This is a genomic window from Acidimicrobiales bacterium, from assembly GCA_041394245.1.
GTDB lineage: Bacteria > Actinomycetota > Acidimicrobiia > Acidimicrobiales > Aldehydirespiratoraceae > JAJRXC01.
In genome coordinates this window covers 1,244,937-1,271,932 of sequence record JAWKIR010000002.1, presented here as the reverse complement: position 1 = coordinate 1,271,932, position 26,996 = coordinate 1,244,937, and the positions used below count along the sequence as shown (strand labels likewise).

Annotated in this window: 31 protein-coding genes; 26 read left to right on the top strand and 5 right to left on the bottom strand. The window is 68.7% G+C overall.

Annotation, left to right across the window (positions count from 1 at the left end; all coding sequences use genetic code 11):
• Nucleotides 1–17: 17 nt before the first annotated feature.
• The 8 genes from def to R2707_06370 are packed head-to-tail and all read left to right on the top strand — an operon-like array spanning nucleotide 18 to nucleotide 6,100.
• Nucleotides 18–551: a peptide deformylase gene (def, locus tag R2707_06405; protein MEZ5244706.1), complete on the top strand. Its 534-nt coding sequence runs from the start codon at nucleotides 18–20 to the stop codon at nucleotides 549–551.
• Nucleotides 548–1,429: a methionyl-tRNA formyltransferase gene (locus tag R2707_06400; GenBank protein MEZ5244705.1), complete on the top strand. Its 882-nt coding sequence runs from the start codon at nucleotides 548–550 to the stop codon at nucleotides 1,427–1,429. The genes def and R2707_06400 overlap by 4 nt, the downstream gene beginning before the upstream one ends.
• On the top strand, nucleotides 1,429–2,577 hold the full coding sequence (locus tag R2707_06395) for a transcription antitermination factor NusB (GenBank protein ID MEZ5244704.1): 1,149 nt from the start codon (nucleotides 1,429–1,431) through the stop codon (nucleotides 2,575–2,577). Before R2707_06400 ends, R2707_06395 begins: the two co-directional genes overlap by 1 nt.
• 22 nt (nucleotides 2,578–2,599) lie before the next feature.
• Nucleotides 2,600–3,163, top strand: coding sequence for a MogA/MoaB family molybdenum cofactor biosynthesis protein (locus tag R2707_06390; GenBank protein MEZ5244703.1), 564 nt, complete (start codon nucleotides 2,600–2,602; stop codon nucleotides 3,161–3,163).
• Nucleotides 3,160–4,197, top strand: coding sequence for a bifunctional diaminohydroxyphosphoribosylaminopyrimidine deaminase/5-amino-6-(5-phosphoribosylamino)uracil reductase RibD (ribD, locus tag R2707_06385; GenBank protein ID MEZ5244702.1), 1,038 nt, complete (start codon nucleotides 3,160–3,162; stop codon nucleotides 4,195–4,197). Before R2707_06390 ends, ribD begins: the two co-directional genes overlap by 4 nt.
• Nucleotides 4,198–4,208: 11 nt before the next feature.
• Nucleotides 4,209–5,084, top strand: a complete 876-nt coding sequence (gene hisG / locus R2707_06380; protein MEZ5244701.1) for an ATP phosphoribosyltransferase — start codon at nucleotides 4,209–4,211, stop codon at nucleotides 5,082–5,084.
• Nucleotides 5,081–5,299 (top strand): hypothetical protein, encoded by a 219-nt coding sequence (locus R2707_06375; protein ID MEZ5244700.1) that lies wholly within the window; start codon nucleotides 5,081–5,083, stop codon nucleotides 5,297–5,299. The genes hisG and R2707_06375 overlap by 4 nt, the downstream gene beginning before the upstream one ends.
• A 3-nt stretch (nucleotides 5,300–5,302) precedes the next feature.
• Nucleotides 5,303–6,100 carry a hypothetical protein gene (locus tag R2707_06370; GenBank protein ID MEZ5244699.1) on the top strand — a complete coding sequence of 266 codons (798 nt, stop codon included), beginning with the start codon at nucleotides 5,303–5,305 and terminating at the stop codon, nucleotides 6,098–6,100.
• Between the two features lie 17 nt (nucleotides 6,101–6,117).
• Here the strand turns inward: R2707_06370 and R2707_06365 are convergent, their stop codons facing one another.
• On the bottom strand, nucleotides 6,118–6,573 hold the full coding sequence (locus tag R2707_06365) for a hypothetical protein (GenBank protein MEZ5244698.1): 456 nt from the start codon (nucleotides 6,571–6,573) through the stop codon (nucleotides 6,118–6,120).
• Nucleotides 6,574–6,600: 27 nt separating this feature from the next.
• Here R2707_06365 and infC point away from each other — a divergent pair, with 27 nt between their 5' ends.
• From infC to R2707_06345, 4 genes are all read left to right on the top strand, one after another.
• Entirely contained in the window at nucleotides 6,601–7,422 is an 822-nt protein-coding gene (gene infC / locus R2707_06360) for a translation initiation factor IF-3 (protein ID MEZ5244697.1), read from the top strand.
• A gap of 13 nt (nucleotides 7,423–7,435) precedes the next feature.
• On the top strand, nucleotides 7,436–7,627 hold the full coding sequence (rpmI, locus tag R2707_06355) for a 50S ribosomal protein L35 (GenBank protein MEZ5244696.1): 192 nt from the start codon (nucleotides 7,436–7,438) through the stop codon (nucleotides 7,625–7,627).
• A 74-nt stretch (nucleotides 7,628–7,701) separates the two neighbouring features.
• Nucleotides 7,702–8,064 carry a 50S ribosomal protein L20 gene (gene rplT, locus R2707_06350; GenBank protein MEZ5244695.1) on the top strand — a complete coding sequence of 121 codons (363 nt, stop codon included), beginning with the start codon at nucleotides 7,702–7,704 and terminating at the stop codon, nucleotides 8,062–8,064.
• Nucleotides 8,065–8,120: 56 nt separating this feature from the next.
• Entirely contained in the window at nucleotides 8,121–8,843 is a 723-nt protein-coding gene (locus R2707_06345) for an RNA methyltransferase (protein ID MEZ5244694.1), read from the top strand.
• A 4-nt stretch (nucleotides 8,844–8,847) separates the two neighbouring features.
• Here the strand turns inward: R2707_06345 and R2707_06340 are convergent, their stop codons facing one another.
• Nucleotides 8,848–9,843 carry a hypothetical protein gene (locus R2707_06340; GenBank protein MEZ5244693.1) on the bottom strand — a complete coding sequence of 332 codons (996 nt, stop codon included), beginning with the start codon at nucleotides 9,841–9,843 and terminating at the stop codon, nucleotides 8,848–8,850.
• A 136-nt stretch (nucleotides 9,844–9,979) separates the two neighbouring features.
• Nucleotides 9,980–10,279: a GNAT family N-acetyltransferase gene (locus R2707_06335; GenBank protein MEZ5244692.1), complete on the bottom strand. Its 300-nt coding sequence runs from the start codon at nucleotides 10,277–10,279 to the stop codon at nucleotides 9,980–9,982.
• A 75-nt stretch (nucleotides 10,280–10,354) separates the two neighbouring features.
• Here R2707_06335 and pheS point away from each other — a divergent pair, with 75 nt between their 5' ends.
• Both pheS and pheT read left to right on the top strand, forming a co-directional pair.
• Nucleotides 10,355–11,353 (top strand): phenylalanine--tRNA ligase subunit alpha, encoded by a 999-nt coding sequence (gene pheS, locus R2707_06330; GenBank protein MEZ5244691.1) that lies wholly within the window; start codon nucleotides 10,355–10,357, stop codon nucleotides 11,351–11,353.
• Nucleotides 11,353–13,725 carry a phenylalanine--tRNA ligase subunit beta gene (gene pheT / locus R2707_06325; GenBank protein ID MEZ5244690.1) on the top strand — a complete coding sequence of 791 codons (2,373 nt, stop codon included), beginning with the start codon at nucleotides 11,353–11,355 and terminating at the stop codon, nucleotides 13,723–13,725. The genes pheS and pheT overlap by 1 nt, the downstream gene beginning before the upstream one ends.
• Here the strand turns inward: pheT and R2707_06320 are convergent.
• A complete protein-coding gene (locus R2707_06320; GenBank protein MEZ5244689.1) occupies nucleotides 13,715–14,335 on the bottom strand; it encodes a GNAT family N-acetyltransferase in 621 nt (206 codons plus the stop codon). The genes pheT and R2707_06320 overlap by 11 nt on opposite strands.
• 38 nt (nucleotides 14,336–14,373) lie before the next feature.
• Here R2707_06320 and R2707_06315 point away from each other — a divergent pair, with 38 nt between their 5' ends.
• From R2707_06315 to argJ, 5 genes are read left to right on the top strand one after another with little or no spacing between them, the layout of a single operon-like run.
• Nucleotides 14,374–15,345 carry an NADPH:quinone oxidoreductase family protein gene (locus R2707_06315; protein MEZ5244688.1) on the top strand — a complete coding sequence of 324 codons (972 nt, stop codon included), beginning with the start codon at nucleotides 14,374–14,376 and terminating at the stop codon, nucleotides 15,343–15,345.
• Nucleotides 15,346–15,373: 28 nt separating this feature from the next.
• Nucleotides 15,374–16,744: an aminotransferase class III-fold pyridoxal phosphate-dependent enzyme gene (locus R2707_06310; protein ID MEZ5244687.1), complete on the top strand. Its 1,371-nt coding sequence runs from the start codon at nucleotides 15,374–15,376 to the stop codon at nucleotides 16,742–16,744.
• A gap of 44 nt (nucleotides 16,745–16,788) precedes the next feature.
• A complete protein-coding gene (locus R2707_06305) occupies nucleotides 16,789–18,021 on the top strand; it encodes a Ca2+-dependent phosphoinositide-specific phospholipase C (GenBank protein MEZ5244686.1) in 1,233 nt (410 codons plus the stop codon).
• A gap of 52 nt (nucleotides 18,022–18,073) precedes the next feature.
• Nucleotides 18,074–19,108, top strand: a complete 1,035-nt coding sequence (gene argC, locus R2707_06300) for an N-acetyl-gamma-glutamyl-phosphate reductase (protein ID MEZ5244685.1) — start codon at nucleotides 18,074–18,076, stop codon at nucleotides 19,106–19,108.
• A gap of 9 nt (nucleotides 19,109–19,117) precedes the next feature.
• Complete coding sequence (argJ, locus tag R2707_06295; protein ID MEZ5244684.1) at nucleotides 19,118–20,353, top strand: bifunctional glutamate N-acetyltransferase/amino-acid acetyltransferase ArgJ; 1,236 nt, start codon at nucleotides 19,118–19,120, stop codon at nucleotides 20,351–20,353.
• Here the strand turns inward: argJ and R2707_06290 are convergent.
• Nucleotides 20,320–20,724, bottom strand: coding sequence for a hypothetical protein (locus tag R2707_06290; GenBank protein MEZ5244683.1), 405 nt, complete (start codon nucleotides 20,722–20,724; stop codon nucleotides 20,320–20,322). The two genes, argJ and R2707_06290, sit on opposite strands and share 34 nt — an antisense overlap.
• Before the next feature lie 94 nt (nucleotides 20,725–20,818).
• Here R2707_06290 and R2707_06285 point away from each other — a divergent pair, with 94 nt between their 5' ends.
• From R2707_06285 to R2707_06255, 7 genes are read left to right on the top strand one after another with little or no spacing between them, the layout of a single operon-like run.
• The gene (locus R2707_06285) at nucleotides 20,819–21,241 is read left to right on the top strand and encodes a hypothetical protein (GenBank protein MEZ5244682.1); all 423 of its coding nucleotides are present in this window, start codon (nucleotides 20,819–20,821) and stop codon (nucleotides 21,239–21,241) included.
• Entirely contained in the window at nucleotides 21,238–22,452 is a 1,215-nt protein-coding gene (locus R2707_06280; GenBank protein ID MEZ5244681.1) for an aminotransferase class III-fold pyridoxal phosphate-dependent enzyme, read from the top strand. The genes R2707_06285 and R2707_06280 overlap by 4 nt, the downstream gene beginning before the upstream one ends.
• The gene (gene argF / locus R2707_06275) at nucleotides 22,452–23,348 is read left to right on the top strand and encodes an ornithine carbamoyltransferase (protein ID MEZ5244680.1); all 897 of its coding nucleotides are present in this window, start codon (nucleotides 22,452–22,454) and stop codon (nucleotides 23,346–23,348) included. Before R2707_06280 ends, argF begins: the two co-directional genes overlap by 1 nt.
• A complete protein-coding gene (gene argR / locus R2707_06270) occupies nucleotides 23,345–23,806 on the top strand; it encodes an arginine repressor (GenBank protein MEZ5244679.1) in 462 nt (153 codons plus the stop codon). Before argF ends, argR begins: the two co-directional genes overlap by 4 nt.
• A gap of 26 nt (nucleotides 23,807–23,832) precedes the next feature.
• Entirely contained in the window at nucleotides 23,833–25,035 is a 1,203-nt protein-coding gene (locus R2707_06265) for an argininosuccinate synthase (protein ID MEZ5244678.1), read from the top strand.
• Nucleotides 25,036–25,037: 2 nt separating this feature from the next.
• Complete coding sequence (argH, locus tag R2707_06260; protein ID MEZ5244677.1) at nucleotides 25,038–26,405, top strand: argininosuccinate lyase; 1,368 nt, start codon at nucleotides 25,038–25,040, stop codon at nucleotides 26,403–26,405.
• Nucleotides 26,402–26,992, top strand: coding sequence for a DNA-3-methyladenine glycosylase (locus R2707_06255; protein ID MEZ5244676.1), 591 nt, complete (start codon nucleotides 26,402–26,404; stop codon nucleotides 26,990–26,992). Before argH ends, R2707_06255 begins: the two co-directional genes overlap by 4 nt.
• Nucleotides 26,993–26,996: the final 4 nt, after the last annotated feature.

Below are 26,996 nucleotides of genomic sequence, written 5' to 3'. Positions count from 1 at the left end.
GACGGTAACCTTGCTGCATGTCCGGTTACGACATCCGCATCATCGGTGATCCCGTTCTGCGTCAGCGGGCGCGCGAGATCACCGACATCGACGGATCTCTCGTTCGCCTGGTCGACGACATGCTCGAGACCATGTACGAGGCGCCCGGCATCGGTCTGGCCGCCCCGCAAGTGGGTGTGCAGAAGCGCTTGTTCGTCTGGGACATCGGTGCGGGTCCCGAGGCGATCGTCAATCCCGAGATCGTCGAGAGCGACGGCGAATGGGTGTTCGAGGAAGGGTGCCTGTCGGTGCCGGGTCTCTCGTGGGAGATCGTCCGTCCGAAGGTCGTGCACATCATCGGTCGAGACCTCGACGGCAACGAGTTGTCGTTCGAGGCCGACGAGCTCGAGTCGCGACTCTTCCAGCACGAGATGGACCACCTCGACGGAACCCTGCTGATCGAACGCCTCGATGACGACACTCGCAAGCAGGCGCTCAAGACGATTCGCGACCTGCAACTGGGCGCGTCGGAGAAGGCTCGGTCCTCGGGCGGCGGGCTGACGCTCCCGTGACGATCCCGCCCCCGGCGGAGATCCGACGCATTGCCTATCTGGGCACGCCCGAGCTCGCGGTTCCTCCGCTCCGCGCCCTCGTCGAGGCCGGCTACGAGGTACCCCTCGTCGTGAGCCGGGCCGACACCCGGCGCGGCCGTGGCGGCGCTCACCAGCCCTCGCCGGTGAAGATGGCGGCGTCGACGCTCGGTCTGCGCGTGACCGATGACCTGGCCGACCTCGCCGACGTCGATGTCGATCTCGGCGTCGTGGTGGCCTACGGGCGCATCATTCCCGCCGATGTGCTCGATCGACTCGCCATGATCAACATCCACTTCTCCCTCCTCCCGCGGTGGCGCGGTGCGGCGCCGGTCGAGCGGGCGATTCTCGCCGGTGACCAGACCACAGGCGTGTGTCTGATGGCTGTGGAGGAGGGGCTCGACACGGGTGCCGTCTATCGGCGTGACGAGGTCGACATCGACCCCGACGAGACCCTCGAGGAACTCCGCGGACGCCTCGTCGAGATCGGTGTCGCCCAGCTTCTCGATGCACTCGGCCATGGTCTCGGCGAGCCCGAACCGCAGCGGGGCGACGCCGTCCTCGCCGCGAAGATCACGCCCGAGGAGCGCCGGATCGACTGGACGGAGCCGGCGGTCGCCATCCACCGTCGCATCCGGGTCGGTGGCGCCTGGACCACCTTCCGCGGCAAGCGGTTGAAGGTCCATCGTGCGGCGGTGGTCGACGCGACGGGGGCGCCGGGGACCATCGTCGGCACGCGTGTCTTCGCCGCAGACGGCGCGCTCGATCTGATCGAGGTCCAGACGGAGGGCAAGGGCCGCCAGGGCGCGGCGGCGTGGCGCAATGGCGCCCAACCCACCGCCGACGATCGGCTCCTCTGATGTCCGAAGCTCCGGCCACGACCGATGCCCGTCGGGTCGCGATCGACGCGATCGTCCGAATCGAGGATGGGGGCGCCTACGCCAACGTCGTCCTTCCGAAGCTCCTGGCCGAGACCGACCTCGAGCCCCGCGACAAGGCCTTCGTCACCGAGCTCGTCTACGGGTCGACCCGTCGCAAACGGGCCCTCGACCATGTCGTCGATCGCTTTCTGCTGCAGGATCTGCCGTCGGCGGCCCGCGCCGCGTTGCGCATCGGCGCCCATCAGCTGATCGAGATGGGAACGCCGCCCCATGCGGCGGTGTCGGCCACCGTGTCCGCCGCGCCGAAGCGGTTCCGGGGGATGGTCAACGCGGTACTGCGCAAGGTCGCGGCCGCCGCGAACAACGGCATCGACTATCCGTCGCTGGCCGTCGAGCTCAGCTATCCCGACTGGATGGTCGCACGATTGGCCGACGAACTCGGAGACGATGCGGCGCAGGCCGCGCTGCGGACGATGAACGAGGCGGCCACCGTCCAACGTCGTCACGACGGCTACGTCCAGGACGAGAGCTCACGTCGGGTCGCGGCCATGGTGCCGTCGTCGCCCGGCGACCTCGTCCTCGACATGTGCGCGGCCCCGGGCGGAAAGGCGACCGAGATCGCGGGACGGGGCGCCATGGTGGTGGCGGCCGACATGCGCCTCGGACGCGTCGGGCTGATCGCCGGCAACGTGGCCCGTCTCGGCCTCGACGGTGTCGCCCTGGTCCAGGCCGACGGCACGGCCCCACCCTTCGCTCCCGCGTCGTTCGACGCAGTGCTCGTCGACGCGCCGTGCTCGGGCCTCGGCGCCCTGCGGAGGCGCCCCGATGCCCGCTGGCGGATCACCGCCGACGACATCGACGCGTTGGGAGTGCTCCAGACCGAGCTCCTCGCTGCCGCGGCGCCACTCGTTCGCCACGGCGGCACCCTCGTCTACAGCGTCTGCACACTGACCCGGCGGGAGTCGGTCGACGTCGTCGCCGCGAACGCCGACCTGTTGGGCGAGCTCGGTTTCGCCGGCACCGGTGGCGAGGGCGACGGGTGGCGTCGCTTCGGTGAGGGCGTCGAGGTGCTCGAACCCGGTGCCGAGCACGACGGGATGTGTCGAGCCCTCTTCGAGCGCAGCTGAGCGGACTCGGTATCGTCGGTCCATGGCAGACGGGCATCACCACCCACACGACGACGACCGGCCACTCCTCCTGAAGATCCTCACGGTCTCCGACGGCGTGGTGCACGGCACCCGCCACGACACGTCGGGCCCGATCCTCGAGGAGCATCTCACCGCCGCCGGATGGTCGGTGATCGAACGCGCCGTCACCGAAGACGGCGAGGGTCCGGTGGCCGACGCGCTGCGACGGCTGGCCGACGGCTTCCACGGACTCGTCGTGACCACCGGTGGCACCGGGTTCGGACCCCGAGACCGCACCCCCGAAGGCACCCGATCCGTGATCGACCGGGAGGCGCCCGGTCTCGCCGAGGCGATGCGGCTCGTGAGCCCGCTCGGTCGGCTGAGTCGAGCGGTCGCCGGAACCCGCGACCGAGCGCTCATCGTCAACACGCCCGGTTCGTCGAAGGGTTGCATCGAGACCATCGATGCCGTCATCGACGTGCTTCCCCACGCGGTGCGGCTGCTGGTCGACAATTCCGATCCACACCCTGCCGATCCACACCCTGCCGATCCACACCCTGGCACCGACGGGCCGGGTCGCGCATGACCGGCGACGTCTCGCCGGTGGTCGATCGCGATCGCATGCTGCGAGCGGTCGACGTGGGAGGCCGGGCGCGGCATCGGACCTCGCCGAACCCGTGGGTCGGCGTCACGCTCGTCCAGACCGATGGCTCGGTCGCATGGGGGGCGACACAACCGCCGGGCGGGAACCACGCCGAGATCGAGGCGCTCACATCGGCCGAGAACACCGTCGGAGCGACCGTCTACACGACCCTCGAGCCCTGCAACCACCATGGCCGCACCGGACCCTGCACCGAGGCCCTCATCGACGCCGGCGTGGCTCGGGTCGTCGTCGGGATCGAGGACCCCGACCCGCAGGTTGCCGGGACCGGCATCGCCCGACTCCGCGAGGCCGGCATCCGCGTCGATGTGGGGATCGCCGCGGAGGAGGTCACGCGTCAGCTCCGCCCGTATCTACAGCATCGTCGGACGGGCCGCCCCTGGGTCGTCCTGAAGCTCGCCGCGACGATCGACGGTCGTGTCGCCGCTCCCGACGGCTCGTCACGATGGATCACCGGCGACGAGGCTCGGGCCGACACCCATCGCCTCCGGGCCGAGAGCGACGCGATCCTCGTCGGGGCCGGAACCGTCCGGGCCGACGATCCCTCCCTGACCGTGCGCGACTGGCCGCCACCCGAGCTGCGGATCGATCCCGACGGTGTGCGCGATCCGCGTCGGATCGTCCTGGGAACCGCGCCCGAGGGGGCGAAGATCCACCCCTGCCTCGAGTTCGACGGGGAGATCCCCGATCTCCTCGATCAGCTCGGGGCCGACGATGTCGTGCAGCTCATGGTCGAAGGGGGGCCGCGGGTCGCCCACGCATTCCACCGCGCCGGGCTGGTCGACGAGTACGTGGTCTATGTCGCCCCCGCGCTCTTCGGCGGCAGCGACGCGGCCGGACTCTTCGCCGGCGCCGGTGCCATGTCGATCGACGGCATCTGGCGCGGCCGCTTCGACGAGGTCGTCCAGCTCGGCGCCGACCTGCGCGTCACGATGCTGCCCGCCGATCCACAGGGATAGCCTTCACGCCCATGCTGAAGCTGGTTCTCCCAAAGGGATCGCTCGAGAAGGCGACGCTCGAGCTCTTCGAGGCCGCCGATCTTCCGGTCGAGCGCTCATCGTCGGTCGCCTACAAGGCGACGATCGCCGATCCGCGCATCGACTCCGTGCGGATTCTCCGCCCCCAGGAGATCCCGACCTATGTCGCCGATGGCCTCTTCGACATCGGAATCACCGGTCGTGACTGGATCGAGGAGACCGGCAGCACGGTCGAGTCGCTGGGGGAGCTGAAGTACTCGAAGGCGACCGCGAAGCCGGTGCGCATCGTCATGGCCGTGCCCGCCGACTCGCCGTGGCAGACGGTCTCTGATCTTCCATCGGGTGTGCGTGTGTCGACCGAGTACCCCGAGATCACCCGGCGCTTCCTCGAGAATGCGGGCGTCGACGCCGACGTGCGCCTGAGCTACGGGGCGACCGAGGCCAAGGTGCCCGACATCGTCGACGTCGTCGTCGACATCACCGAGACCGGGCGGGCGCTCAACGCGGCCGGTCTGCGCATCATCGACACCCTCGTCACCTCCTACACCGAGCTCATCGCCAACCCGACGTCGTTCGCCGATCCCGACAAGGCCCACGCGATGCGCCAGATCCACACGCTCCTCCAGGGTGTTCTCGATGCGCGGGGCAAGGTGCTGGTGAAGATGAACGTGCCGAGTGACGCACTCGACACCGTCATCGCTCTCCTGCCGTCGATGAAGGCACCGACGGTGAACGAGCTGTTTCGCGGTGCGGGCTACGCGGTCGAGACCGTGGTGCCCAAGAACGAGATCAACATCTTGATCCCGGCGCTGAGCGACGGGGGTGCCACCGACATCGTCGAGCTGCCCATCGCGAAGATCGTTCCGTGATCCGTGGCTCGTCGCGACGGCGCCGCGGACGGGTGACCGAGTTCGACGACGCTGCCGGCTACGGGACCGTCGCGGATGTCGACGGCCAGTGGTTCTTCCACTGCACCGAGATCGCCGACGGCACCCGGACGGTCGAACCCGGTGCCGAGGGCGATTTCGTCCTCGCCCCTGGGCACCTCGGACGGATGGAGGCGCGGGACATCCGTCCTGCCTGATTCGTGACCGGCGTCGCGATCGTCCTGGTTCTCGGCTCGGCGTTCCTGCACGCCACATGGAACGCGCGGGCGAACGAGGGACAGGATCGTGCCGTCGAGTTGGCGATCGCCTACGCCACCGGTGCGATCGCGCTGTCGCCCTGGCTGGTCACCGATCCGCCCACCGAAGTGATCGGGTTGATGCTGCTGAGCGGGATCGCCCACGGTGGCTACATCGCGTTCTTGGCCCAGGCGTACCGCCGGGGCGGGTTGGCGACGACCTATCCGCTCGCCCGGGGTACCGCACCCCTGCTCGTCGCCGCCGCAGGGGTGTGGCTGCTGGATCAGTCGCCGTCGCTCGCCACTGTCATCGGCGCGACGGTCGTCGCCGTGGGACTCGCCGTGATCGGCGGTGTGGCGTGGGGGATCGGGGAGCGCGGTGCGATGGGCATGGCGATCCTCACCGGTGCGTTCATCGCGAGCTACACGCTCCTCGATGCCCGCGGCGTCGAGGAGACGGGGGAGCTGGGCTACTACGCCGGTGCCTCGATCGTCGCCACGGTGCTCGTGCTGGCGTCCGAGCGGGCGCCGCTGGCCCGGTTGCGGGCATCGTGGCGGCCGGGGCTACAGATCGGGATCTTCTCGACGGCCGCCTACGCACTCATCCTGTTGGCCTACAACCGGGCGGATGCGGCCAACGTGGCGACGCTGCGGGGCACATCGATCCTGTTCGGGCTCCTCCTGGTTCGACGCACGGTCACGCGTCGACTCGCGCTGGGAGCCCTCGCCGTCGTCGGTGGTGCGGTGCTCGTGGCGATCTGAGGACGGTGGCCCGAGGGCTACTCGCCGCTCTTGCGCGACTTCAGTTGCACGTAGACCATGCGGAGCTGGTCGAGGGCTTCGCGCAGCGTCGGCTCGGCGTCGCCGAGGCGACCCTCGAGCTTCTCGACGATGGCGGCGAGCCCGTCGATGGCGACCGTCGCCTCGGTGAAGTTCGGTGACTCCTGCGACAGATGGAGGGCGGCCAGTTCGTACAGGCCCATCCCGTGATTGGCCACGATCATCGCCGCCGAGGTCTGGAGCAGCCGGCCGCGGGCTTCGGCCATCTCGCGGACCATCTCCTCGGCGCGGGCCCGTTCCTCGGGGCTCAACTCGTCGAGGGTGACCCCCTCGGGGAGGGCGGCCGCGATCTCGTCGTCGAGTGCGGGATCCGGGGCCGGAAGATCCGACGCAGGCGCGCCCGGCGCGGGGCGGTCGACAGGGTGTTCGCCGCCAGGTGTCCAGAGAGAACTCATGGCTGGTACCCTAACGGTCACAATTGAATGGCAAGCGGGGCTCCCCCCACCTGGCCATCCGGTTCACCACATTTCGGTGTGGAAATCGCAGATGCGCCCAGGTCGACCACACGGCTGAACCCTCGGGTTTGTTCGCGGACGTCGGCTTGCCGACGTCCGTTGTTTCGTTTTCTCCGGAGAACAGTACAACGGGCTCCCGCCAACCAACGGAGGTTCCGTGCTCACGAGGAGTACAGGGCGATAGCACCGCCAAACGACGAGCCAAGGATCAATGACCGGATCCGCGCCCGAGAAGTCCGACTCATCGGACACGACGGCGAACAAATCGGAGTCAAGACGCTGCCAGAAGCGCAGAACATCGCGCGGGCGTCTGGCCTTGATCTGGTGGAAGTTGCCCCTGAGGCAAACCCGCCGGTGTGCAAGGTCATGGACTACAGCAAGTTCAAGTACGAGGCCAACCAACGGGCCAAGGAGTCCAAGAAGAAGTCCTCGAACCTGTCGGTCAAGGAGATGAAGTACCGGCCCAAGATCGGTCCCGGCGACTTCGACACCAAGACACGCAAGGTCGAGGGTTTCCTCGGCGAAGGCCACAAGGTCAAGGTCACGATCATGTTCCGTGGCCGAGAGATGCAACACCCCGAGCTGGGTCGCAAGATCCTCGATCGGGTCGCCGACACGGTCGCCCACGTCGGCAAGGTGGAGTTCCACCCCCGCCAGGACGGTCGCAACATGGTGATGGTGCTCGCTCCCGACAAGCAGGCGCAGGCCCGACACCAGAAGCAGAAGGAAAAGGAAGCAGCCGAGGCGGCAGCCGCCGCCGAGGCCCCGGAGTCCAGCTCCGAATCCTGAGAAAGCACACAACATGCCCAAGATGAAGACCCACAAGGGTGCAGCCGCGCGGTTCAAGCGCACCGGCACCGGCAAGCTCAAGCGCCGGCACCAGAACAAGAACCACATCCTCGAGAAGAAGAGCCCGAAGCGGAAGCGTCAGCTCCGCAAGACGGCCATCGTCTCGCCGGCCGACGAGAAGAACCTGCGCGACCTCGGCGTCTGAGCCGGTCCGCACTGCACACGATCAAGTCCGCACGCCGAAAGCGTGCGGCGAGATAGAGAGAGAAAGGGAGACTCATGGCACGCGTCAAGCGGTCTGTTCACTCCAAGAAGCGCCGCCGGGTAGTCCTCGAGCGGGCCAAGGGCCATTACGGCAACCGCTCACGGACCTTCAAGTCCGCCAACGAATCGGTGATGCACGCGGGCAACTACGCCTTCCGTGATCGCCGTGCTCGCAAGGGTGAGTTCCGCAAGCTCTGGATTCAGCGCATCAACGCCGCGTGTCGTGAGAACGGCACCAGCTACAGCCGGTTCATCGCCGGTCTGAAGGCGGCCGAGATCGAGGTCGACCGCAAGATGCTGTCCGAGATGGCCATCCACGACCCCGCGGCGTTCACCGTGCTGGTCGAGGCGGCCAACGGGGCGCTCGCCGACGCCTGATGGCTCCTGCCGCCGAGTCACATGTGCTCGGGGCACAGAATCCCAGAATCGCTGAATTGCGTCGCCTGATCGGGCGGCGCAGTTCGCGTTCGGCCGAGATCGTGCTCGAAGGGCCGAGGGCGGTTCGCGAGGCCCTCGAGGCCGGCCATGTGCCGACCACGGTGATCGTGCCAGAGACCGGTGACGGGCATCCCCTGCTCGACCAACTCCCCGCCTCGGTCGAGATCGTCGTCACCCGGGACAAGGCGTTCGAACGGCTGGCTCCCTCGGTGTCGCCGCAGCCGATGCTGGCCCTGGTGCCCCGCCCGGCCGGCGAGTTGCCGGCGGTGTTCGAGGTCGACGACCTCGTGTTGGTCCTCGCCGAGGTGAGCGACCCGGGCAACGTCGGCACGCTGATCCGCGTCGCCGACGCGGTCGGTGCCGCGGCCGTCGTCTGCGTCGGAGGCGCCGATCCGTGGGGCCCGAAGACGGTGCGGTCGTCGGCCGGATCGGTCCTGCGGGTGCCGGTGGTGCAGCTCGACACGCTCGACGACGCAGTGGCCCGTCTTCGCGGCGCCGGCGCCCGACTGATCGGCACCGACGTGCGCGACGGCGAACCGCACGACGGGGGAGTGCTCGACGGTCCGGTCGCAATCGTGCTCGGCTCCGAACCGCACGGGCTCGATCGGGCCGGGACCGACGTCGACGCCTGGGTCCGCATCGACATGCCCGGCAACACCGAATCGTTGAATGTCGCGATGGCCGGCACCCTGCTCGCCTACGAGGCCCGGCGACGCTGACGCGCTACGCCAGCGAGAAGGCGACGGTGAACTCGTAGCCGAGCTCGAAACCGATCCAGCGTCGGCTGTCGTCGACGAGCACCGGGGAGAGGGCATCGACGGACCCGCCGTCACCCACCTGGCCCTCGTTGTTGCGGCCCCAGCACCACAGCGACCAGTCGAGCCGGTTGGCGCAGGTGTGGGCCGGACCGGTGCCGACCGACCGCCAGTCGGTGTCGGTGCCGACCTGGGTCGGGAGGCTGATCGAGCTCGTCGTTGCCGTGCCCTGACCGAGCTGGCCGTCGTGGTTGGCGCCCCAGCACCACAACGTGCCGTCGGTGCGGGTCGCGCAATAGTGAGTTCCGCGTCCGGCGATCGACACCCAGGTGTCGTCCGAGCCGAGTCGGGTCGGGACGATCGGCGAAGGGTCGGGGTCGGGGTGGGAGTTGGCCCCCCAGCACCACAACGTGCCGTCGGCGCCGATGGCGCAGGTGCTGGTGAGGCCGGTCGCCACGGTGCGCCACGGGCCGCCGGCGACCGCCTGGGGCGCTCCGGCGACCGAGGTGGTGCCGTCGCCGACCTCCCCCCAGAGGTTGAGGCCCCAGCACCGCAGTGTGTGGTCGACGAGGATCCCGCAGGTGTGCGTCGTCCCCGGTGCGACGGACCGCCATGCGTGATCGCCATCCACTTCGACCGGGCCGGTGGGAGTGACGAGGGTGCCGCCGGGGTCCTGCTCGTGGTGGGGATAGGCACCCCAGCACCAGAGCTCGTCGCCCGGCCGGAGGCCACAGGTGTGGACTTCGCCACCGGTGATCGAGATCCAGTCGGTCGCGGCGCCGACCTGGATCGCGCCGGTGACGGGCTCGAGGTCGCCGGTGCCCAGTTGGCCCCACTGGTTGTCGCCGATGCACCACACGGATCGGTCGGCCCGGAGCTCGCAGGAGTGGACGGCGCCGGCGGCGACCTCCGCATGGCTTCCGCCTCCCGTCCCCAGGCTGGACGCCGTCGGGGAGACCCGCAATGGGCCCAATGACCCATCGGGCGCACGCGTACCGCGGTTGAGGTCAACGGACGACCCGTTGGTTGCTGTGCGTTCTCGAGGCGAGTTGACCACCCTCACGGTGGTCAACTCGCCTCGAGAACCCGGGGGTTGGGGGTCAGGCCAACAGGTCGGCGTCGTCGGGGTGGTCGCGGATGAAGCCGGCCGCGTACGAACAGATCGGTCGGATGGTCAGGTCCCGGCGGCGGATGTCGTCGAGCATGCCGCGCATCAACCGGTCGGCCATCCCGCGACCCCGCATGGCGGGGTCGGTCTCGACGTGGGGCACGACGATCGTCGCGCCGTCGAGGTGGTAGTCGGCGATCGACACGATGCGGCCGTCGACGATCAGTTCGTAGCGCTCACGGCCCGGATTGTCGCGCACCGTGTGGTCGATCTCCTCGTCCGGCTGGATCACCTGTGCAGTCTGACAGGCTCCGGCCCCGGATATGTGAACGGCACCCTGGCGCGGACGCCCTAACCTGATGCCCTGATGATCCAGGAGCTCGAACAGACCGCGGCCGAGGCCAGTGCCCGCCTCGCCGATGTGGCCGACCTCGACGCGCTCGCCGCGATCGACGCCGAGTTTCTCGGCAAGAAGTCGGCGCTGACAGCGGCCAAGAAGCAGCTCGGGGCGCTCGCGCCCGACGATCGCCGGGCGGCCGGTCAGGCGGTCAACGAGATCCGCACGCGGATCGAGGCGGAGATCGCCGATGCCCGCGCCCGGCTCACCGCCGCGGCACGCGCCCGGCAGCTCGAGGCCGAGCGGCTGGATCTCACCGAGCTGCGCGACACCATCCGCCGCGGATCGACCCACCTGGTGACGCAGGCCCGCGACCGGCTCGAAGACGTCTTCGTCGGGATGGGCTTCACCGTTGCCGAAGGACCCGAGGTCGAGACGGCCTGGTACAACTTCGAGGCGCTCAACATCCCCGAGTGGCATCCGGCCCGCGGCAGTTTCGACACCATCTTCGTCGATCTGGGCGAGCCCGAAGAGGTGATGCTGCGGTCCCACACCTCACCGGTGCAGATCCGCACGATGGAGAACACCGAGCCGCCGATCTACATCGTGGCGCCCGGTCGCACCTTCCGCACCGACACTGCCGATGCCACCCATCTGCCGGCGTTCAACCAGATCGAGGGCTTGGTGGTCGACCGGGGCATCACCCTCGGTGATCTCTCCGGGACCATCGACGAGTTCGTTCGGGCCTTCTTCGGCGGCGAGGTGAAGACGCGGTTGCGGCCGTCGTACTTCCCGTTCACCGAGCCGAGCGCCGAGTTCGACATCTCCCTTCCCGACGGCTCGTGGCTCGAGCTCGGCGGCTGCGGGATGGTCCACCCGAACGTGCTGCGCAATTGCGGTATCGACCCCGAGGAATGGCAGGGGTTCGCCTTCGGCTTCGGCATCGACCGTCTCGCCGTGATGCGCTACCAGCTCGACGACATCCGTGAGCTGGTCAACAACGACGTCCGCTTCCTGAGGCAGTTCTGATGAAGGTCACCCTTTCCTGGCTGCGCGAGTTCGCGCCCGGCATCGACGGCGATCCGGTCGAGCTCGGCGAGACCCTCTCCGCCCTCGGCCTCGCCGTCGAGGACATGGAGATCATCGGCGACGTGGTCGACGGCGTCGTGCTCGCGAAGGTGCTCGACCTGAGGCCCCATCCCGACGCCGACAAGATCCAGCTCGTCGATGTCGACTGCGGCGATGGCGTGCCGCTGCAGGTGTGCTGCGGTGCGTTCAACATGACGGTCGGCGACCTCATCCCGTTCGCCACGATCGGGACGACCATGCCGAACGGCATGGAGATCGCCCAGCGCGAACTGCGCGGTCAGACCTCCAACGGCATGTGTTGCTCCGGTGCCGAGATCGGATTCGGAGATGACCACGACGGCATCTTGATCCTCAACGACCGGGTGGTCGACGGCGCCGAGCTCGGCATGCCGCTCGGCCAGGCCCTGGGCATCGAGGCCGATGTCCTGTGGGATCTCGAGGTCAACGCCAATCGCCCCGACGCGATGTCGGTCGCCGGCGTCGCCCGCGACCTCGCCGCCGCGCTCGGCGTGCCGTTCTCGTTCCCGACCTACGACGCCCCGCGGGGTGCCGAGTCGGCAACCGATCTGCTCGACATCGAGATCGTCGACCCCTCCTTGTGCGGCCGATTCGTTGCCACAGTGCTGCGCAACGTCACCGTGGGCACCTCGCCGGCATGGATGCAGAACCGTCTCACCCAGCTCGGGATGCGTCCGATCAACTCGATCGTCGACATCTCCAACTACGTGATGCTCGAGCTCGGTCAGCCGAACCACACCTTCGATCTCGCCACCGTCCCCAACGGGCGGCTCCGGGTGCGGCGCGCCGCCGAGGGCGAGACGCTCACGACCCTCGACGATGTCGAACGCACCCTCACCTCGATCGACGGTGTCATCGCCGACGAGACCGACACCGTCGTGTCGCTCGCCGGTGTCATGGGCGGCGCGAGCACGGAGATCTCGGAGTCGACCACCGATGTCCTGCTCGAGATGGCCTGGTGGGACCCGCCCTCGATCTCGCGCACCGTGAAGCGGCTCAATCTCCCGAGCGAGGCCTCGACCCGGTTCCGGCGCGGGGCGGACTGGGGCGACAACGTCGATCGCGCCATGAACCGGTTCATCCAACTCGCCACCGAGCAGGGGGCGGTCGCCGTCGCAGGGTATGTCGACGTCGCGGGCACGTTGCCGGATCGTTCGCCGGTCCGGGTGCGCACGAGCAAGATCAACGGGATCATCGGGACCGATCTGTCGGCCGACGCCATGGCCGCTCACCTGGTCTCGATCGGATTCGGCGTCGACATCGTCGACGGCGATCTCGACGTCGTGATCCCCACCTGGCGCTGGGACACCGCCACCGAGACCGATGTGGCCGAAGAGGTCGCTCGCATGTACGGCTACGAGAACGTGGCCCGCACGGTCCCGAAAGGTGAGAACGCCGGCGGGCTCAGCGACTACCAGCAGGCCCGTCGGCTCGTACGCCAGGTGCTGCTCGGGGCCGGCTGCGACGAGACCCAGCCGATGCCGTTCCTCGCCCCCGGTGACCTCCGGGCCGCAGGGCTTCCCGAGGACGGCGTGACCCTCACGAACCCGCTGGTTCAGGAGGAATCGGTCCTGCGGACGTCGCTGCTTCCCGGCCAGTTGAAGGCCATCGCCTACAACCAGTCGCATCGCGCGACGGGGATCCGCTTCTTCGAGATCGACCACGTCTTCCTCCCGGCACCCGAGGGGCAGCTGCTGCCCGACGAGCGTGAGTTCCTCGCCGTGGCCCTGGCCGGCGAGGAGGCGCCTGCCGCGGTCGCCGTGCTCGATCTGCTCGAACGGGCGCTCGCCCTTCCGAATGTCCAGCTGAGGCCGGCAGGGCCGCCCGGTCTCCATCCGACCAGGACCGCCGAGGTCGTCATCGCCGGGCGGACCCGCGGCCATGTCGGCGAGGTGGATCCGGCCGCGCTCGAGAACTATGGCGTCGAAGGTCGTGTGGCCTGGCTCGAACTCGACCTCGGTGCGGTGCTCGACGGGCCGCACGGCAACCGCAAGTACACGCCGGTGAGCAAGTACCCCTCCAGCGATGTCGACCTCGCCTTCGAGGTGCCCGACGAGGTGGCCGCCGCGCAGGTCGCGGGGTCGCTGCGAAAGGGCGGCGGCGCGCTGCTGCGCAACGTCGAACTCTTCGATGTGTATCGAGGCGAGGGCGTGGCCACCGGCGCCCGCAGCCTCGCGTTCCGCCTGCGGTTCCAAGCCGACGACCGCACGCTGACCGATGCCGAAGTGGCCGAGGCCCGACAGGCCTGCATCGACACCGTCGCCAAGCAGCAGGCCGCGACGCTCAGGGGTTGAGGCCGGCGGCCAGTCGGAGCAGGTCGTAGAGGGCGCCGTCGGCGACCTGACGGTCTGGCGTGGACGACAGCGGGATCTCGATCCGGATCGATGCACCGTCGCCGATCCGCGACTGATTGCCACCGATCTCGGCCACCAGGTCGAGCATGCGACGATTCTCCCGCAGGACGTTGGTGACCAGTGTCGTGTAGCCGGCGGCCGCCGCCGTTCCGGTCACGATCTCGAGGAGTAGCCGTCCGACCCCCCGCCCCTGATAGTCGTCGGTCACCGAGATGGCGGCTTCCGCGCTGGACGGGTCTTCGGGCAGTTCGACCAGTCGCGCCACACCCACCCCGAAACCGGGCGGGGGAGCGTCCACATCGGGGTCGTATGCCACCCAGGCGCGGTGGGTGCGGTGATCGAGGTCGGTGAGCCGCTGCGCCCACTCGTCGGGAAGCCGTTGCAACGGGCTGAAGAAACGCAGGTACCGGCTTCGGTCCGACAGGCGACCGAAGCCTCGACGCAGCTCATCGACGTCGGATGCGCGGATCGGTCGCAGCACCACTTGGGTGCCGTCGCGAAGCGAGTGTCGGACGCCGTCGGGTGACAGGGGAAGATCGAACGGTGGCACCCGCGAACGGTAGTGGCGAACCGGGTACCGTGCGCCTCATGAGAATCTGGCGCTCGCACGAACTCGGCAACCCACTCGACGTCCTCGCCCTCGAGGAGGTCGACGCTCCCGTGCCAGGTCCCGGAGAGGTGCAGATCGAAACCAAGGCCGTGGGTCTGACCTTCCCCGATGTGCTGAGCTGTCGCGGCGAGTACCAGGTGCCCACCCGCCTTCCCTATACGCCCGGTGGCGAGACATCCGGGGTGGTCACCGCACTCGGCGACGGGGTCGAGGGCATCGAGATCGGCGCCGCGGTCACCGTGCTCGGCGGCGGACTCCGAGAGGTCAACGTCGCCAATGCCGCGAGCGTCTTTCCCTATCCGACCGACATGTTGAGCGCGGCCCAGGCCGCGGCGATCCCGGTCAACTACGGAACGGCGTGGTTCGCGCTGCACGACCGCGCCCACCTCCAGCCCGGTGAATCCGTCCTGATCACCGGTGCGGCCGGGGGCACGGGTACGGCCTGCATCCAGCTGGCGTTGGCGGCCGGGGCGACGCCGATCGCGGTGGTCGGCGGTGAGGAGAAGGCGGCGCTGGTGCGCGGTCTCGGCGTCGAGCACGTGGTCGACCACCGCGAAACGCCCGAGTGGGTCGATGCGGTGCGGACGATGTCGGGCGGCGGCGTCGACGTCTGCTTCGATGCGGTGGGTGGCGACGCGTACCAGAAGGCCCGACGCTGCATGGCGTGGGACGGTCGCCTGCTCATCATCGGGTTCGTCGGCGGCATCGCCGATGCCCCGACGAACCACATCCTGCTGAAGAACTACAGCGTCGTCGGCGTGCACTGGGGCGCATCGCTGATGCGCGACCCCGACGCGGTCGGTCGGCAGATGGCGGCGGTCATGGCGCTGGCTGCATCGGGTCGGGTCGCGCCGCCGCTGTACCCGCCGTTCGCGTTCGAGGACGCAGCCCGAGCCCTCCAGGATCTTGCCGATCGCAAGGTCTACGGTAAGGCCGTCGTCGAGGTCTGAGCGGCCGACAACGCTTCGAGGGGTAGTGGTGAACAACATCCGGGCGAACGCCCAAGCCCATCTGATTCCGCACTTCACGAAGGGTGCGGCATGGCGCGACGACGATCTCGTCGTGATCTCTCGCGGCGAGGGTTGCTACGTCTACGACACCGATGGCAACGAGTACCTCGACGGGTTGTCGGGCCTCTTCTGCACGAACCTCGGTCATGGGCGTACCGACCTCGCGGCGGCGGCCATGAAGCAGATGGAGACGCTCGCCTTCTATCCGAACTGGGGTTTCGCCAACGAGCCTGCAGCGGCCGCGGCCACGATGATCGCGCAGGAGGCACCAGGCGACCTCGACGAGGTGTTCTTCGTGAGTTCGGGCTCCGAAGCGGTCGAGTCGGCGCTGAAGTTCGCCCGCAACTACCACCTGAGCCGGGGCGACGAGCAGCGCTACAAGGTCATCGCCCGCGAGTGGGCCTACCACGGCACCACACTCGGGGCGCTGACCGTCACCGGGATCCCCAAGTTCCGCGCGCCGTATCTCCCGATGCTGTGGGACGGCGGTCGTCATGTGCGCAACACCTATGGCGACAGCGTCCCCGACGGAACCCCGGCCAGCCAGCTCGCCTCGGTGAAGGCGATCGAGGAGATGATCCTCGCCGAGGGCCCCGAGACCATCGCGGCGGTGATCGCCGAACCCGTGCAGAACGGCCGCGGCGCCGTCGTGCCGCCGCCCGGCTACTGGCAGGAGCTGCGCCGGGTCTGTGACGAGTACGGCGTCTTGTTGATCGCCGATGAAGTGATCAACGGGTTCGGACGACTCGGGCACTTCTTCGGCAGCATCCGCTACGACGTCGTTCCCGACATCATCACGTTCGCCAAGGGGGTCACGAGCGCCTATCAGCCGCTCGGTGGGATCGTCGCTCGCACACCGCTGGTCGAGGCGCTCTGGGACTCGCCGGCGGGCTCCTACGTCCACGGGTCGACCTTCGGTGGTCATCCGGTTGCCACCGCTGTCGCCTGTGCGACGATCGAGGCGATGCGAGCCGAGGACGTGTGTGGGCACGTCCTGGCGAACGAAGACCTCCTCCGGTCGGGCCTCGTGGCGGTGGCCGATCGCCACAACTGTGTCCGCGAGGTGCGCGGAACGGGCTACTTCTACGCCATCGAGCTGATGGCCGATCGAGCGAACGAGATCGATCTCTCCGCCGACGACGCCCTGGCGCTGCAGACCGGTGTGCTCAATCGGCTGCTCCGAGACGCCCGATTGCTCGTTCGTCCCGACGACCGGGGCGCCACCTTCATCGCCATCTCGCCGCCGCTCGTCGCCGACACCGTGGTGTTCGACGATCTGCTGTCGAGGGTCGATCAGGTGCTGGAACGCACCTCCGACTGGCTCGCCGGCGACCGCTGAGCCGACGCCCCGCCGCATCGGCGCCGCGGTGTAGGTTTCGCGCCATGCGTTCTGTCACCACTCGTCTGGTTCCGTTCGTCCTCGTGCTGGCGCTCATCGCCGCAGCCTGTGGCGACGACGCTGACGAGGCCGCCGTCGCCACGAGCACGACAACGACGATCTCGACAACCACGACACCCACGACAGTCTCGACAACCACGACAACGACGATCGGCCCCGAGCCGCTACGGATCAACGACCTCCAGGTCCTCGGCTCGCACAACTCGTACCACCTGCGCCCGGAGCCCGATGTCTATGCCGCCATCGAGCTCGTGAGTCGGGAGCTGGCCGAGTCGATCGACTATTCGCATCGTTCGCTCACCGAGCAGCTCGAGGAGTTCGGCGTCCGCCAATTCGAGATCGACGTCTTCGCCGACCCCGACGGGGGCCTCTACGCGTCACGGCAGGCGCTGCCGGTCGTCGGTCTCCCGGCCGAGTCGGGGTTGCCCGAGCTCGACGAACCCGGTTTCAAGGTGCTCCACACGCAGGATTTCGACTTCGGGACCACATGTCTCACCTTGCAACTCTGCCTGGGCGAGATCGTCGCGTGGTCCGATGCCAATCCCGACCACGTCCCGCTGATGATCATGATCGAGCTGAAGGAGGAGTCGGTTCCCGCCGCAGCTGCGGCGTCGGATCTCGAGCTGCCCGACCTCGGCATCGCGTGGACCGAGCCGATTCCCACCGACGCAGCGGTCCTCGACGCACTCGACGCCGAGCTGATCGAGGCGGTGGGTCTCGACCGCATCATCCGTCCCGACGACGTGCGTGGCGAGCGCGCGACGCTGGAGGAGGCGGTGATCGCCGACGGGTGGCCGACCATCGAGGAGAGTCGGGGCATGGTGATGTTCGCCATGGTCAACACGGGGGCTGCCCGAGACCTCTACCGGGTGCCGAGCGCGATCCTCGAGGGTCGGGTGATGTTCACGACCAGTTCGCCGGGTGATCCGGACGCGGCGTTCCTGAGGATCGACGATCCGGTCGACGGGGCCGCGGAGATCGCCAGACGGGCCGCCGAGGGGTATCTCATCCGGACCCGGACCGACTCGCCGACCGCCGATGCGCGAACGGGCGACACGACGCGGCGCGAGGCCGCGGTCGGGAGCGGTGCCCAATACCTGAGCACCGACTACTACGTGGCCGATCCATCCTTCGGCACCGGCTATGTCGTCGACGTCCCGGCGGTGTGCAATCCGGTCACCGCTCCCGTCGAGTGCGACCTGCAACTCGTCCGATGACATGATCATGCAAACAGTTGCATAAAGATACAGACCCGGGTAGGGTGTCCGAATGCACCGGGTAGCGATCATCGGCGCGTCGGGATTCACTGGCGCGGAGTTCCTCAGACTGTGCGCCGGTCACCCCGATCTCGAGGTGGTCGTCGCAACGGGGGAGACCCAAGCCGGCAGTCGCATCGCCGATCTCTACCCCAGTTTGGCCGCTGCCTACCCCGACATGGTGTTTGCCCCCTACGAGGCGGCGGTCCTCGACGGAATCGACCTCGTGTTCATGGGCCTGCCCCACGGGCATTCGCAGGCCCTCGTGCCCGAGATCCGCGGCAAGGTGCCCCACATCGTCGATCTCTCGGCCGACTTCCGTTTCGACGACCCGGCGATCTACCCCGAGTGGTACGGCGAACCCCACGCGGCTCCCGAACTGCTTCCCGAGTTCGTCTTCGGGATGCCGGAACTCTTCCGGGCCCAGCTACCGGGTGCGGAGCTCGTGGCGGTCGCCGGCTGCTATGTCACGACGGCCTCGCTGACCCTTGCGCCGCTGCTGGCCGCCGGACTCATCGAGCCGACCGGGATCATCGTCGATGCGGCGAGTGGCGCGTCGGGCGCCGGGCGGCCGCCCAAGCCCAACACCACCTTCTGCGCGGTCGACGAGGACTTCACGGCCTACGGCCTGCTGACCCATCGGCACACTCCCGAGATCGAGTTCGCGCTCGGCCGCCACGCGGGCGTCGACGCCCAGGTGCTCTTCACCCCCCACATGGCGCCGATGAACCGGGGCATTCTCGCCACCTGCTACGGCCGACCCGCACGGTCGGTCACCACCGGCGACGTGATGTCATGTTTGCACGATGCCTACGCCGATGAGCCGTTCGTGGTCGTGTCGGAGCGCTCGCCCTCGACGAAGGCGACGCTCGGATCCAACAGCGTGTATCTCACCGCCCGCGTCGACGAGCGCACGGGCACGGTCCTGGCCATCGGAGCCCTCGACAATCTCGTCAAGGGCGCCTCGGGTCAGGGCGTGCAGTGCGCCAACGCCGTGCTGGGGCTTCCCGAAGACACCGGGCTGGCAGCCGCCGGCCTCTACCCCTAGGTCCGCGTCATGACCGACATCTCCCCGCTCGCGCCGGCATCGTTCCCCGATCTCCCTCCGATCGCCGGGCTCCGGCTCGCGACCCACGAGGCCGGCATCCGCTACGCGAAGCGAGCCGACTTGTTCCTCGCCGAGATGGTGGAGGGGACAACGGTGGCCGGCGCGTTCACCAAGAGCCTGTGCCCGAGCGCTCCGGTCGACTGGTGTCGGCGGATCCTCGCCGCCGGTGACGGCACCGCCCGCGCGGTGGTGTGCAACAGCGGCAACGCCAACGCGTTCACGGGGAAGGCGGGCGACACCGCTGCTGCGCTGACCGCGGAACTGGTCGGTGCGGCGCTCGGAATCGATCCCGAGCGGATCTATCTGGCATCGACCGGCGTCATCGGCGAGACACTGCCGGAGGACGCGCTGCGATCCGGCCTTCCCGCCCTGGCCGGGAAGCTCGACGGCTCGAACGCCGAGACCTGGCGTGATGCCGCAGGGGCGATCCGCACGACCGACACCTTCTCCAAGGCGGCATTCCGGTCGGTCCCCGGGACCGGCGCCCACGTCGTCGGTATCGCCAAGGGCAGCGGGATGATCGCCCCCGACATGGCGACCATGCTCGGCTTCGTGTTCACCGACCTGGCTGTCGCCCCCGATGTCCTCCAACACGCCCTGTCGGCGTCGGTGGCCGCCTCGTTCAACCGGATCACCGTCGACAGCGACACATCGACGAGCGACACCGTGCTGCTCTTCGCCACCGGCCAGGTCGACCACGCACTCGCGAGCGTCGAGGACCAACGCTTCGGCCGCTTCCAGGCCGCGCTCGACGCGGTGCTGCTCGATCTCGCCCACCAGATCGTGCGCGACGGCGAAGGAGCCACGAAGTTCGTGGAGGTCGAGGTGACCGGTGCCGCGTCCGACGATGCCGCCGAGACCATCGCGTTCGCCATCGGCAACTCACCGCTGGTCAAGACCGCGCTCGCGGCCGAGGACGCCAACTGGGGTCGCATCGTCATGGCCGTCGGAAAGGCGGGCCAGGCGGCGAACCGCGACGAACTCGCCATCTGGATCGGTCCCGAGCAGGTGGCTGCGCACGGTGTGCAGGTCGCCGGCTACTCCGAGGCGCGGGCCACCGCCCACTTGCAGGGCGACGAGGTGCGCATCGTGGTCGATGTCGGCGTCGGCAACGGATCGGCCACCATCTGGACCTGCGACCTCACCCACGGCTACATCGACATCAATGCGGGGTACCGCTCATGACCGAGACCGAACAACTGTCCGACCGCGGATTCGCACCCGGCCGACGGGCCGGCGCATTGGTGGAGGCGCTGCCCTACATCCAGCGGTTCCGCGGTGCCGTCATGGTGGTGAAGTACGGCGGCAACGCCATGGTCGACCCGTCGTTGGCGACCACCTTCGCGGAAGACATCGTGCTGCTGCGCTCTGTCGGTCTCAAGCCGGTGGTGGTCCACGGCGGTGGGCCACAGATCGGCGAGATGTTGAAGCGTCTCGGCAAGGAGACCGAGTTCGTCGACGGCCTCCGGGTCACCGACGAAGACACGCTGGATGTCGCCCGCATGGTGCTCGTCGGCAAGGTGGGGCGCGACATCGTCGGCGCGATCAACGTCCACGGAGCGTATGCGGTCGGCCTGTCCGGTGAGGACGGCGGCCTGATCACGGCGAGCCCGCGACGCGGCGCTCGGGTTCGTCGGCGACGTCGAATCGGTGCAGCCCGGCATCGTCGAGCGCCTCCTGGCCGAGGACATGATCCCGGTCGTCTCGACCATCGGCTCCGATGCCTCGGGCCAGGCCTACAACATCAACGCCGACACCGTCGCCGGCGCGCTCGCCGGTGCCCTGGGCGCCGAGAAGGTCATCTATCTCACCGACGTGCCCGGCTTGTTGACCGATGTCGACGACGTGTCGTCCATCATCGCCCGGGCCGATGTCGCCGACATCGAGTCGATGATCGCCGACGGCACGATCAGCGGGGGCATGATCCCGAAGGTCCGGGCCTGCATCGATGCCGTGCAGGCCGGCGCGAAGTCGGCCCACATGCTCGACGGCCGCATCCCCCATGTGCTCCTGCTCGAGCTGTTCACCGATGCCGGCATCGGAACCATGGTGACCCCGGGAGCGTCGACATGACCGCCGAGCAGGCTGCCGCGTGGGGAGCGACGGGCGATCACAGCCCGCTGATGAACAACTACGGGTCGCCGTCGAGGCTGTTCGTGAAGGGCAGTGGGGCGGAACTCTGGGATCGCGAGGGCACGCGTCATCTCGACTTCCTGTGCGGCCTCGCCGTGACCTCGCTGGGCCACGCCGATCCGGTGGTCACCGAGGCGATCGCGACCCAGGCGGCCACGCTCACCCACACCTCGAACCTGTTCGCCAACGAGCATCAGGCGCCCGTGGCCGAGAAGATCTCCGAACTCATCGATGCCGGTCCCGGTCAGGTGCTCTTCCAGAACTCGGGGGCGGAGGCCAACGAGGCCGCGATCAAGATCGCCCGTAAGTACCAGGGGCGCGGCCGTCATGTCGTGGTGAGCGCCATGCGCTCGTTCCACGGCCGCACCCTCGCGGCCCTCGCCGCGACCGGTCAGCCCGAGAAGCACGAGCCGTTCCAGCCGATGCCCGAGGGATTCCGTCACGTGGCATGGAACGACCTCGGTGAGCTGGAACGGGCGCTGAGTCCCGAAGTCGGCGCGATCCTCCTCGAACCGGTGCAGGGAGAGGGCGGCGTCAATCCCGCCGACCCCGAGTACCTCCGTGGCGTGCGGGCCATCTGCGACGAGCGGGGCATCTTGTTGATGCTCGACGAAGTGCAGACCGGGTTCGCCCGTACCGGTGAGTGGTTCGGGTTCCAGCACGCGGGTGTGCGGCCCGATGTCGTCGCGCTGGCGAAGGGCATCGCGAACGGCATGCCCGTCGGGGCGATCTGGGCGCGTGACGAGGTCGCGGCATCGTTCGGACCCGGCGACCACGGATCCACCTACGCCGGTCAGGCGCTCGCCCTCGCCGCGGCGAGGGCGACCATCGGCCGCTACGAGGAGCTCGACGCGCCGGCGCTCGTTCGCGACCGCGAGACGGTGGTGCGGGCTCGGCTCGCCGAGGTCGACGGCATCGACCATGTGCGCGGCAGCGGCCTGCTGCTCGGCATCGAGCTGACCCCCGAAGCGCTCGCCGGTCGTACCGGAGCCGAGATCGCCCGTGCCTGTCTCGACCGCGGCCTGATCCTCAACGGGATCACACCGACCGCACTGCGGATCGCTCCGCCCTTCATCGTGTCCGACGAACAGATCGACGAGGCCGTCGGCATCATCGCCGCCGTCCTCTCCACACCCCCGGAGGCCGAGTGATGCGTCACTTCCTCGAAGTCGACGACCTGTCGTCGAACGAACTCGCCCGTGTGCTCGACCTCGCGACGCTTCCCGACCCACCGCGCCTGCTGGCCGGCAAGGGTATGGCGCTGATCTTCGAGAAGCCGTCGGCCCGTACCCGCAACTCGATGGAGATGGCGGTCGTGCAGCTCGGTGGTCATCCGGTCTACATCCAGGGCGAGGAGGTGGGCCTCGACACCCGAGAATCGGTCGAGGACGTCACCAACGCCATGGCCGGGTTCCACGCGGCGATCGGGGCCCGTGTCTTCGACCACGGGGTCGTGGAGCGCATGGCGAAGGTCGATCGGGCACCCGTGGTCAACCTGCTGAGCGATCAAGGGCATCCCATGCAGGCCCTCGCCGATCTCCTCACCATGCGTCGCGAGTTCGGGGCCCTCGAGGGTCGCACGGTGGCGTATGTGGGCGACGCCAACAACGTCGCCCGCTCGCTCGCGATCGGCGCGGCGCTCTCCGGCATGCAGTTCCGGATCGCCAGTCCCGGCGGCTACACGTTCTCCGAGACCGACCTCGACCGGATCCGGGTCAGCGGCGAACCCCAGATCTTCGATCGCCCCGAGGACGCGGTTGCCGGCGCCGATGCCGTCTACGCCGACACCTGGACCTCGATGGGGCAGGAGGCCGAGGCCGAACAGCGCCGTCGCGACTTCGAGGGGTTCCAGATCGACGAGCGGCTGATGGCCCTGGGATCGGCCGGTGCCATCTTCCTGCACTGCCTGCCCGCCCACCGGGGTGAGGAGGTCGTCGACGGTGTGCTCGACGGCGAGCGGAGCCGTATCTGGGTGCAGGCCGCCAACCGCATGCACGCCGCCCGTGGTCTCCTGGCGTGGCTGATGGGGGAGGGGCAGGGCGGATGAGCAAGGCACGCCGCCAGCACCGCATCTCGTCGCTCCTCGAGGAGCAGTCGGTGACCAGCCAGACCCAGCTGGTCGAGCTTCTCGAGGCGGAGGACATCGTCGCCACCCAGGCGACGGTCTCGCGCGACCTCGACGATCTCGGCGCGATCAAGGTACGGGTGCCCGGTGGGGAAACCGTCTACGCCATCCCGGAGCACCCGGTCGACCGGATCGCGCCGCACGACCACCTCCGGCGAGTGATGGGCGACTGGGTCGCCGACGTCGCGTCGTCGGGCAACATCGTCATGCTCCGCACCCCTCCGGGCTCGGCTCATGTCGTCGCGTCGGCGCTCGATCGTGCGGGCATCGAGGACATCCTCGGTACCGTCGCGGGTGACGACACCCTGCTCGTGGTCGCCGCCGAATCCATCAGCGGCACCGATCTGGCCGTTCGTCTCCGCGATCTGGCCGGGCTCTAGGAACTCTCGAAAGAAGTGGTACTGACATGAAGGTTGTTCTCGCCTACAGCGGCGGTCTCGACACCTCGATCATCCTGCGCTGGCTCCAGGAGACCTACGACGCGGAAGTGATCACGTTCACGGCCGACCTCGGCCAGGGCGAAGAGGTCGAGCCGGCCCGGGCCAAGGCGCTCCAGATGGGAGTGCCCGAAGAGCACATCCACATCGAGGACGTGCGCGAGGAGTTCGTGCGCGACTTCGTGTTCCCGATGTTTCGGGCCAACACCGTCTACGAGGGCGAATACCTGCTCGGCACCTCGATCGCCCGCCCGCTCATCGCCAAGCGCCTCGTCGAGATCGCGGCCGAGCACGACGCCGACGCGATCAGTCACGGCGCCACCGGCAAGGGCAACGACCAGGTCCGTTTCGAGCTCGGGGCCTACGCACTGTCGCCCGACATCAAGGTGATCGCCCCGTGGCGTGAGTGGGATCTCGGCTCGCGCGAGTCCTTGATGAACTACGCCGCCGAGCACGACATCCCTATCGAGATGAAGCGGGGCAAGAAGTCGCCGTTCTCGATGGACGCCAACCTGCTCCACATCTCGTTCGAAGGGGGCCCGCTCGAGGATCCCTTCACCGAGCCGCCGGCGGAGATGTGGCGCTGGTCGGTGAGCCCGGAGATGGCACCCAACGAGGCGACCTACCTCGATCTCACGTATGAGAAGGGCGACATCGTCGCCATCGACGGCAACGCGATGTCGCCGGCCGAGGTGCTCACCGAACTCAACCGGGTGGGCGGGGCCAATGGGGTCGGCCGGCTCGACATCGTCGAGAACCGCTATGTCGGCATGAAGAGTCGTGGCGCCTACGAGACCCCCGGCGGCACGATCATGCTCCGGGCCCATCGCGCCATCGAGTCGATCACCCTCGATCGCGAGGTCGCGCATCTCAAGGACTCGTTGATGCCGAAGTACGCCGAGCTGATCTACAACGGTTTCTGGTGGAGCCCCGAGCGCGAGATGCTCCAGGTGGCGATCGACCACAGCCAGCAGTACGTCAACGGCGACGTGCGGGTCCGCCTCTACAAGGGCAACGTCGGCATCGCCGGCCGCAAGTCCGACGACTCGCTGTTCGACGAGAAGATCGCCACGTTCGAAGAGGACGGCGGCGCCTACGACCAGGCCGACGCCGAGGGCTTCATCAAGCTCAATGCACTGCGCCTGCGGAACCTCGCGCGAAAGCGCGGCTGATCGTGTCCGCACGTGGCCAGCTCTGGCACGGGCGCTTCGAGGGCGGGCCCTCCGAGGCGCTCCAGGCGCTCAACGACTCCCTGCCGTTCGATCGTCGGATGTTCCGTGAGGACATCGCCGGTTCGCGCGCCCACGTCAGGATGCTGGCCGATGTCGGGCTGTTCGACGCCGGGGAACGTGATGCGGTGCTCGACGCACTCGATGCGGTCGAGGCCGAGATGTCCGACGGCTCCTTCGTGTTCGTCGCCAGCGACGAAGACATCCACACCGCGGTCGAGCGGCGGGTCACCGAACTCGCACCCGCGGGCGGCAAGCTCCACACCGGGAGGAGTCGCAACGACCAGGTGGCCACCGATCTGCGCCTCTGGACCAAGTCGGCGATCGACGAGGTCGTTTCGCTGGTCGAGCGCCTCCAACGGACGTTGCTCGCCCAGGCCGAGGCCGCAGGCGACGCCTACCTCCCCGGCTACACCCATCTGCAGCAGGCCCAACCCGTGGCCTTGGCCCATCATCTCCTGGCCCACGGCTGGGCGCTCTCCCGCGACGTCTCGCGCCTGCGTGACGCGCGGGCGCGCCTCGACGTGTCGCCGTTGGGCGCCGGCGCGCTCGCCGGGTCGTCGTTGCCGCTCGATCCGTCGATCACGGCCGCCGAACTCGGCTTCGCCGCCGTGTTCGACAACTCGCTCGATGCGGTCAGCGATCGCGACTTCGTGGCCGAGACGCTCTTCGCCCTGGCCCTCCTGGGTGTGCACCTGAGTCGGATGGGGGAGGAGTTCATCTTGTGGGCATCCACCGAGTTCGGCTTCGTCGAGCTCGACGATGCATTCTCCACCGGGTCCTCGATGATGCCGCAGAAGAAGAACCCCGACATCGCCGAACTCGCTCGGGGGAAGGCCGGCCGTCTGATCGGCCACCTCACGGGATTGCTCACGACCATCAAGGGTCTGCCCCTCACCTACAACAAGGATCTCCAGGAGGACAAGGAACCGCTGTTCGACTCGGTCGACACGGTCCGTCTCACCCTGCTCGCGCTCGACGGCATGGTGGCGTCCACCAGCTTCCGGACCGAGCGGATGGAGGAGGCGGCTTCGTCGCCGTTCGCAGCGGCAACCGACCTCGCCGAGTGGCTGGTGGCCCAGGGAATGCCCTTCCGGAGCGCCCACGCCGTGGTCGGCGAGCTGGTGCGCAAGGCACTCGCCGGTGAGGGATCGCTCGAGGATCTGGTCGCGGCCCACGACGACCTCGGACCAGACGCCGCGGCGCTGCTCGCCCCCGGGGTGTCGGTCACCCGGCGGACCACCCACGGCGGCGGATCTCCGGCTGCCGTCGCCGATCAGCTCCGACGTTTCCGCGCCCATCTCGGCGGATGAGCCGACGGCTCGGTCGGCGGTTCTTCGCCCGACCGACGCTCGAAGTCGCCCCCGACCTGCTCAACAAGGTGCTCGTGGCGCCGGGTGTCGCCGGCCGCATCGTGGAGGTCGAGGCGTATCGGGGAAGCGATGACCCGGGTTCCCACGCCTACCGCGGTGTCACACCCCGCACCGAGGTCATGTTCGGTCCGCCCGGGCACCTCTACGTCTACTTCACCTACGGGATGCACTGGTGTGCGAACGTGGTCACCGATCGGTCGGGTGTTTCCGGCGCAGTGCTGCTCCGGGCAGTCACGCCGCTGCGGGGCGTCCCGCGCATGCGACTGCGTCGCCCCGCCGCCCGGCGCGACCGCGATCTCGCCAACGGCCCGGCGAAACTCGCGCAGGCGTTCGGGATCGGCGGACAGCACGATGGCGCCGATCTGGTGCGAGCTGACCACGGGGTGTCGATTCGTGACGACGGCACACCGCCTCCGGACCGTCCCGCGGTGGGTACGCGGATCGGATTGTCGCAGGGGATCGATCTCCCGTGGCGCTTCGCCGTGCCCGGCGTGGCGGAGGTGAGCCGTCCCGTGCCGGGCCGATAGCGTC

What these genes read in the sequence shown, in the direction of transcription:
- def (MEZ5244706.1), top strand. Translation starts at nt 18, where the DNA reads ATGTCCGGTTACGACATCCGCATCATCGGTGATCCCGTTCTGCGTCAG.
- R2707_06365 (MEZ5244698.1), bottom strand. Translation starts at nt 6,573, where the DNA reads ATGAGTTCTCTCTGGACACCTGGCGGCGAACACCCTGTCGACCGCCCC.
- R2707_06305 (MEZ5244686.1), top strand. Translation starts at nt 16,789, where the DNA reads ATGCGTTCTGTCACCACTCGTCTGGTTCCGTTCGTCCTCGTGCTGGCG.
- ribD (MEZ5244702.1), top strand. Translation starts at nt 3,160, where the DNA reads ATGACCGGCGACGTCTCGCCGGTGGTCGATCGCGATCGCATGCTGCGA.
- R2707_06265 (MEZ5244678.1), top strand. Translation starts at nt 23,833, where the DNA reads ATGAAGGTTGTTCTCGCCTACAGCGGCGGTCTCGACACCTCGATCATC.
- argF (MEZ5244680.1), top strand. Translation starts at nt 22,452, where the DNA reads ATGCGTCACTTCCTCGAAGTCGACGACCTGTCGTCGAACGAACTCGCC.
- pheS (MEZ5244691.1), top strand. Translation starts at nt 10,355, where the DNA reads ATGATCCAGGAGCTCGAACAGACCGCGGCCGAGGCCAGTGCCCGCCTC.
- rplT (MEZ5244695.1), top strand. Translation starts at nt 7,702, where the DNA reads ATGGCACGCGTCAAGCGGTCTGTTCACTCCAAGAAGCGCCGCCGGGTA.
- rpmI (MEZ5244696.1), top strand. Translation starts at nt 7,436, where the DNA reads ATGCCCAAGATGAAGACCCACAAGGGTGCAGCCGCGCGGTTCAAGCGC.
- R2707_06315 (MEZ5244688.1), top strand. Translation starts at nt 14,374, where the DNA reads ATGAGAATCTGGCGCTCGCACGAACTCGGCAACCCACTCGACGTCCTC.
- argR (MEZ5244679.1), top strand. Translation starts at nt 23,345, where the DNA reads ATGAGCAAGGCACGCCGCCAGCACCGCATCTCGTCGCTCCTCGAGGAG.
- infC (MEZ5244697.1), top strand. Translation starts at nt 6,601, where the DNA reads ATGGCAAGCGGGGCTCCCCCCACCTGGCCATCCGGTTCACCACATTTC.
- R2707_06395 (MEZ5244704.1), top strand. Translation starts at nt 1,429, where the DNA reads ATGTCCGAAGCTCCGGCCACGACCGATGCCCGTCGGGTCGCGATCGAC.
- pheT (MEZ5244690.1), top strand. Translation starts at nt 11,353, where the DNA reads ATGAAGGTCACCCTTTCCTGGCTGCGCGAGTTCGCGCCCGGCATCGAC.
- R2707_06390 (MEZ5244703.1), top strand. Translation starts at nt 2,600, where the DNA reads ATGGCAGACGGGCATCACCACCCACACGACGACGACCGGCCACTCCTC.
- R2707_06255 (MEZ5244676.1), top strand. Translation starts at nt 26,402, where the DNA reads ATGAGCCGACGGCTCGGTCGGCGGTTCTTCGCCCGACCGACGCTCGAA.
- argJ (MEZ5244684.1), top strand. Translation starts at nt 19,118, where the DNA reads ATGACCGACATCTCCCCGCTCGCGCCGGCATCGTTCCCCGATCTCCCT.
- hisG (MEZ5244701.1), top strand. Translation starts at nt 4,209, where the DNA reads ATGCTGAAGCTGGTTCTCCCAAAGGGATCGCTCGAGAAGGCGACGCTC.
- argC (MEZ5244685.1), top strand. Translation starts at nt 18,074, where the DNA reads ATGCACCGGGTAGCGATCATCGGCGCGTCGGGATTCACTGGCGCGGAG.
- R2707_06280 (MEZ5244681.1), top strand. Translation starts at nt 21,238, where the DNA reads ATGACCGCCGAGCAGGCTGCCGCGTGGGGAGCGACGGGCGATCACAGC.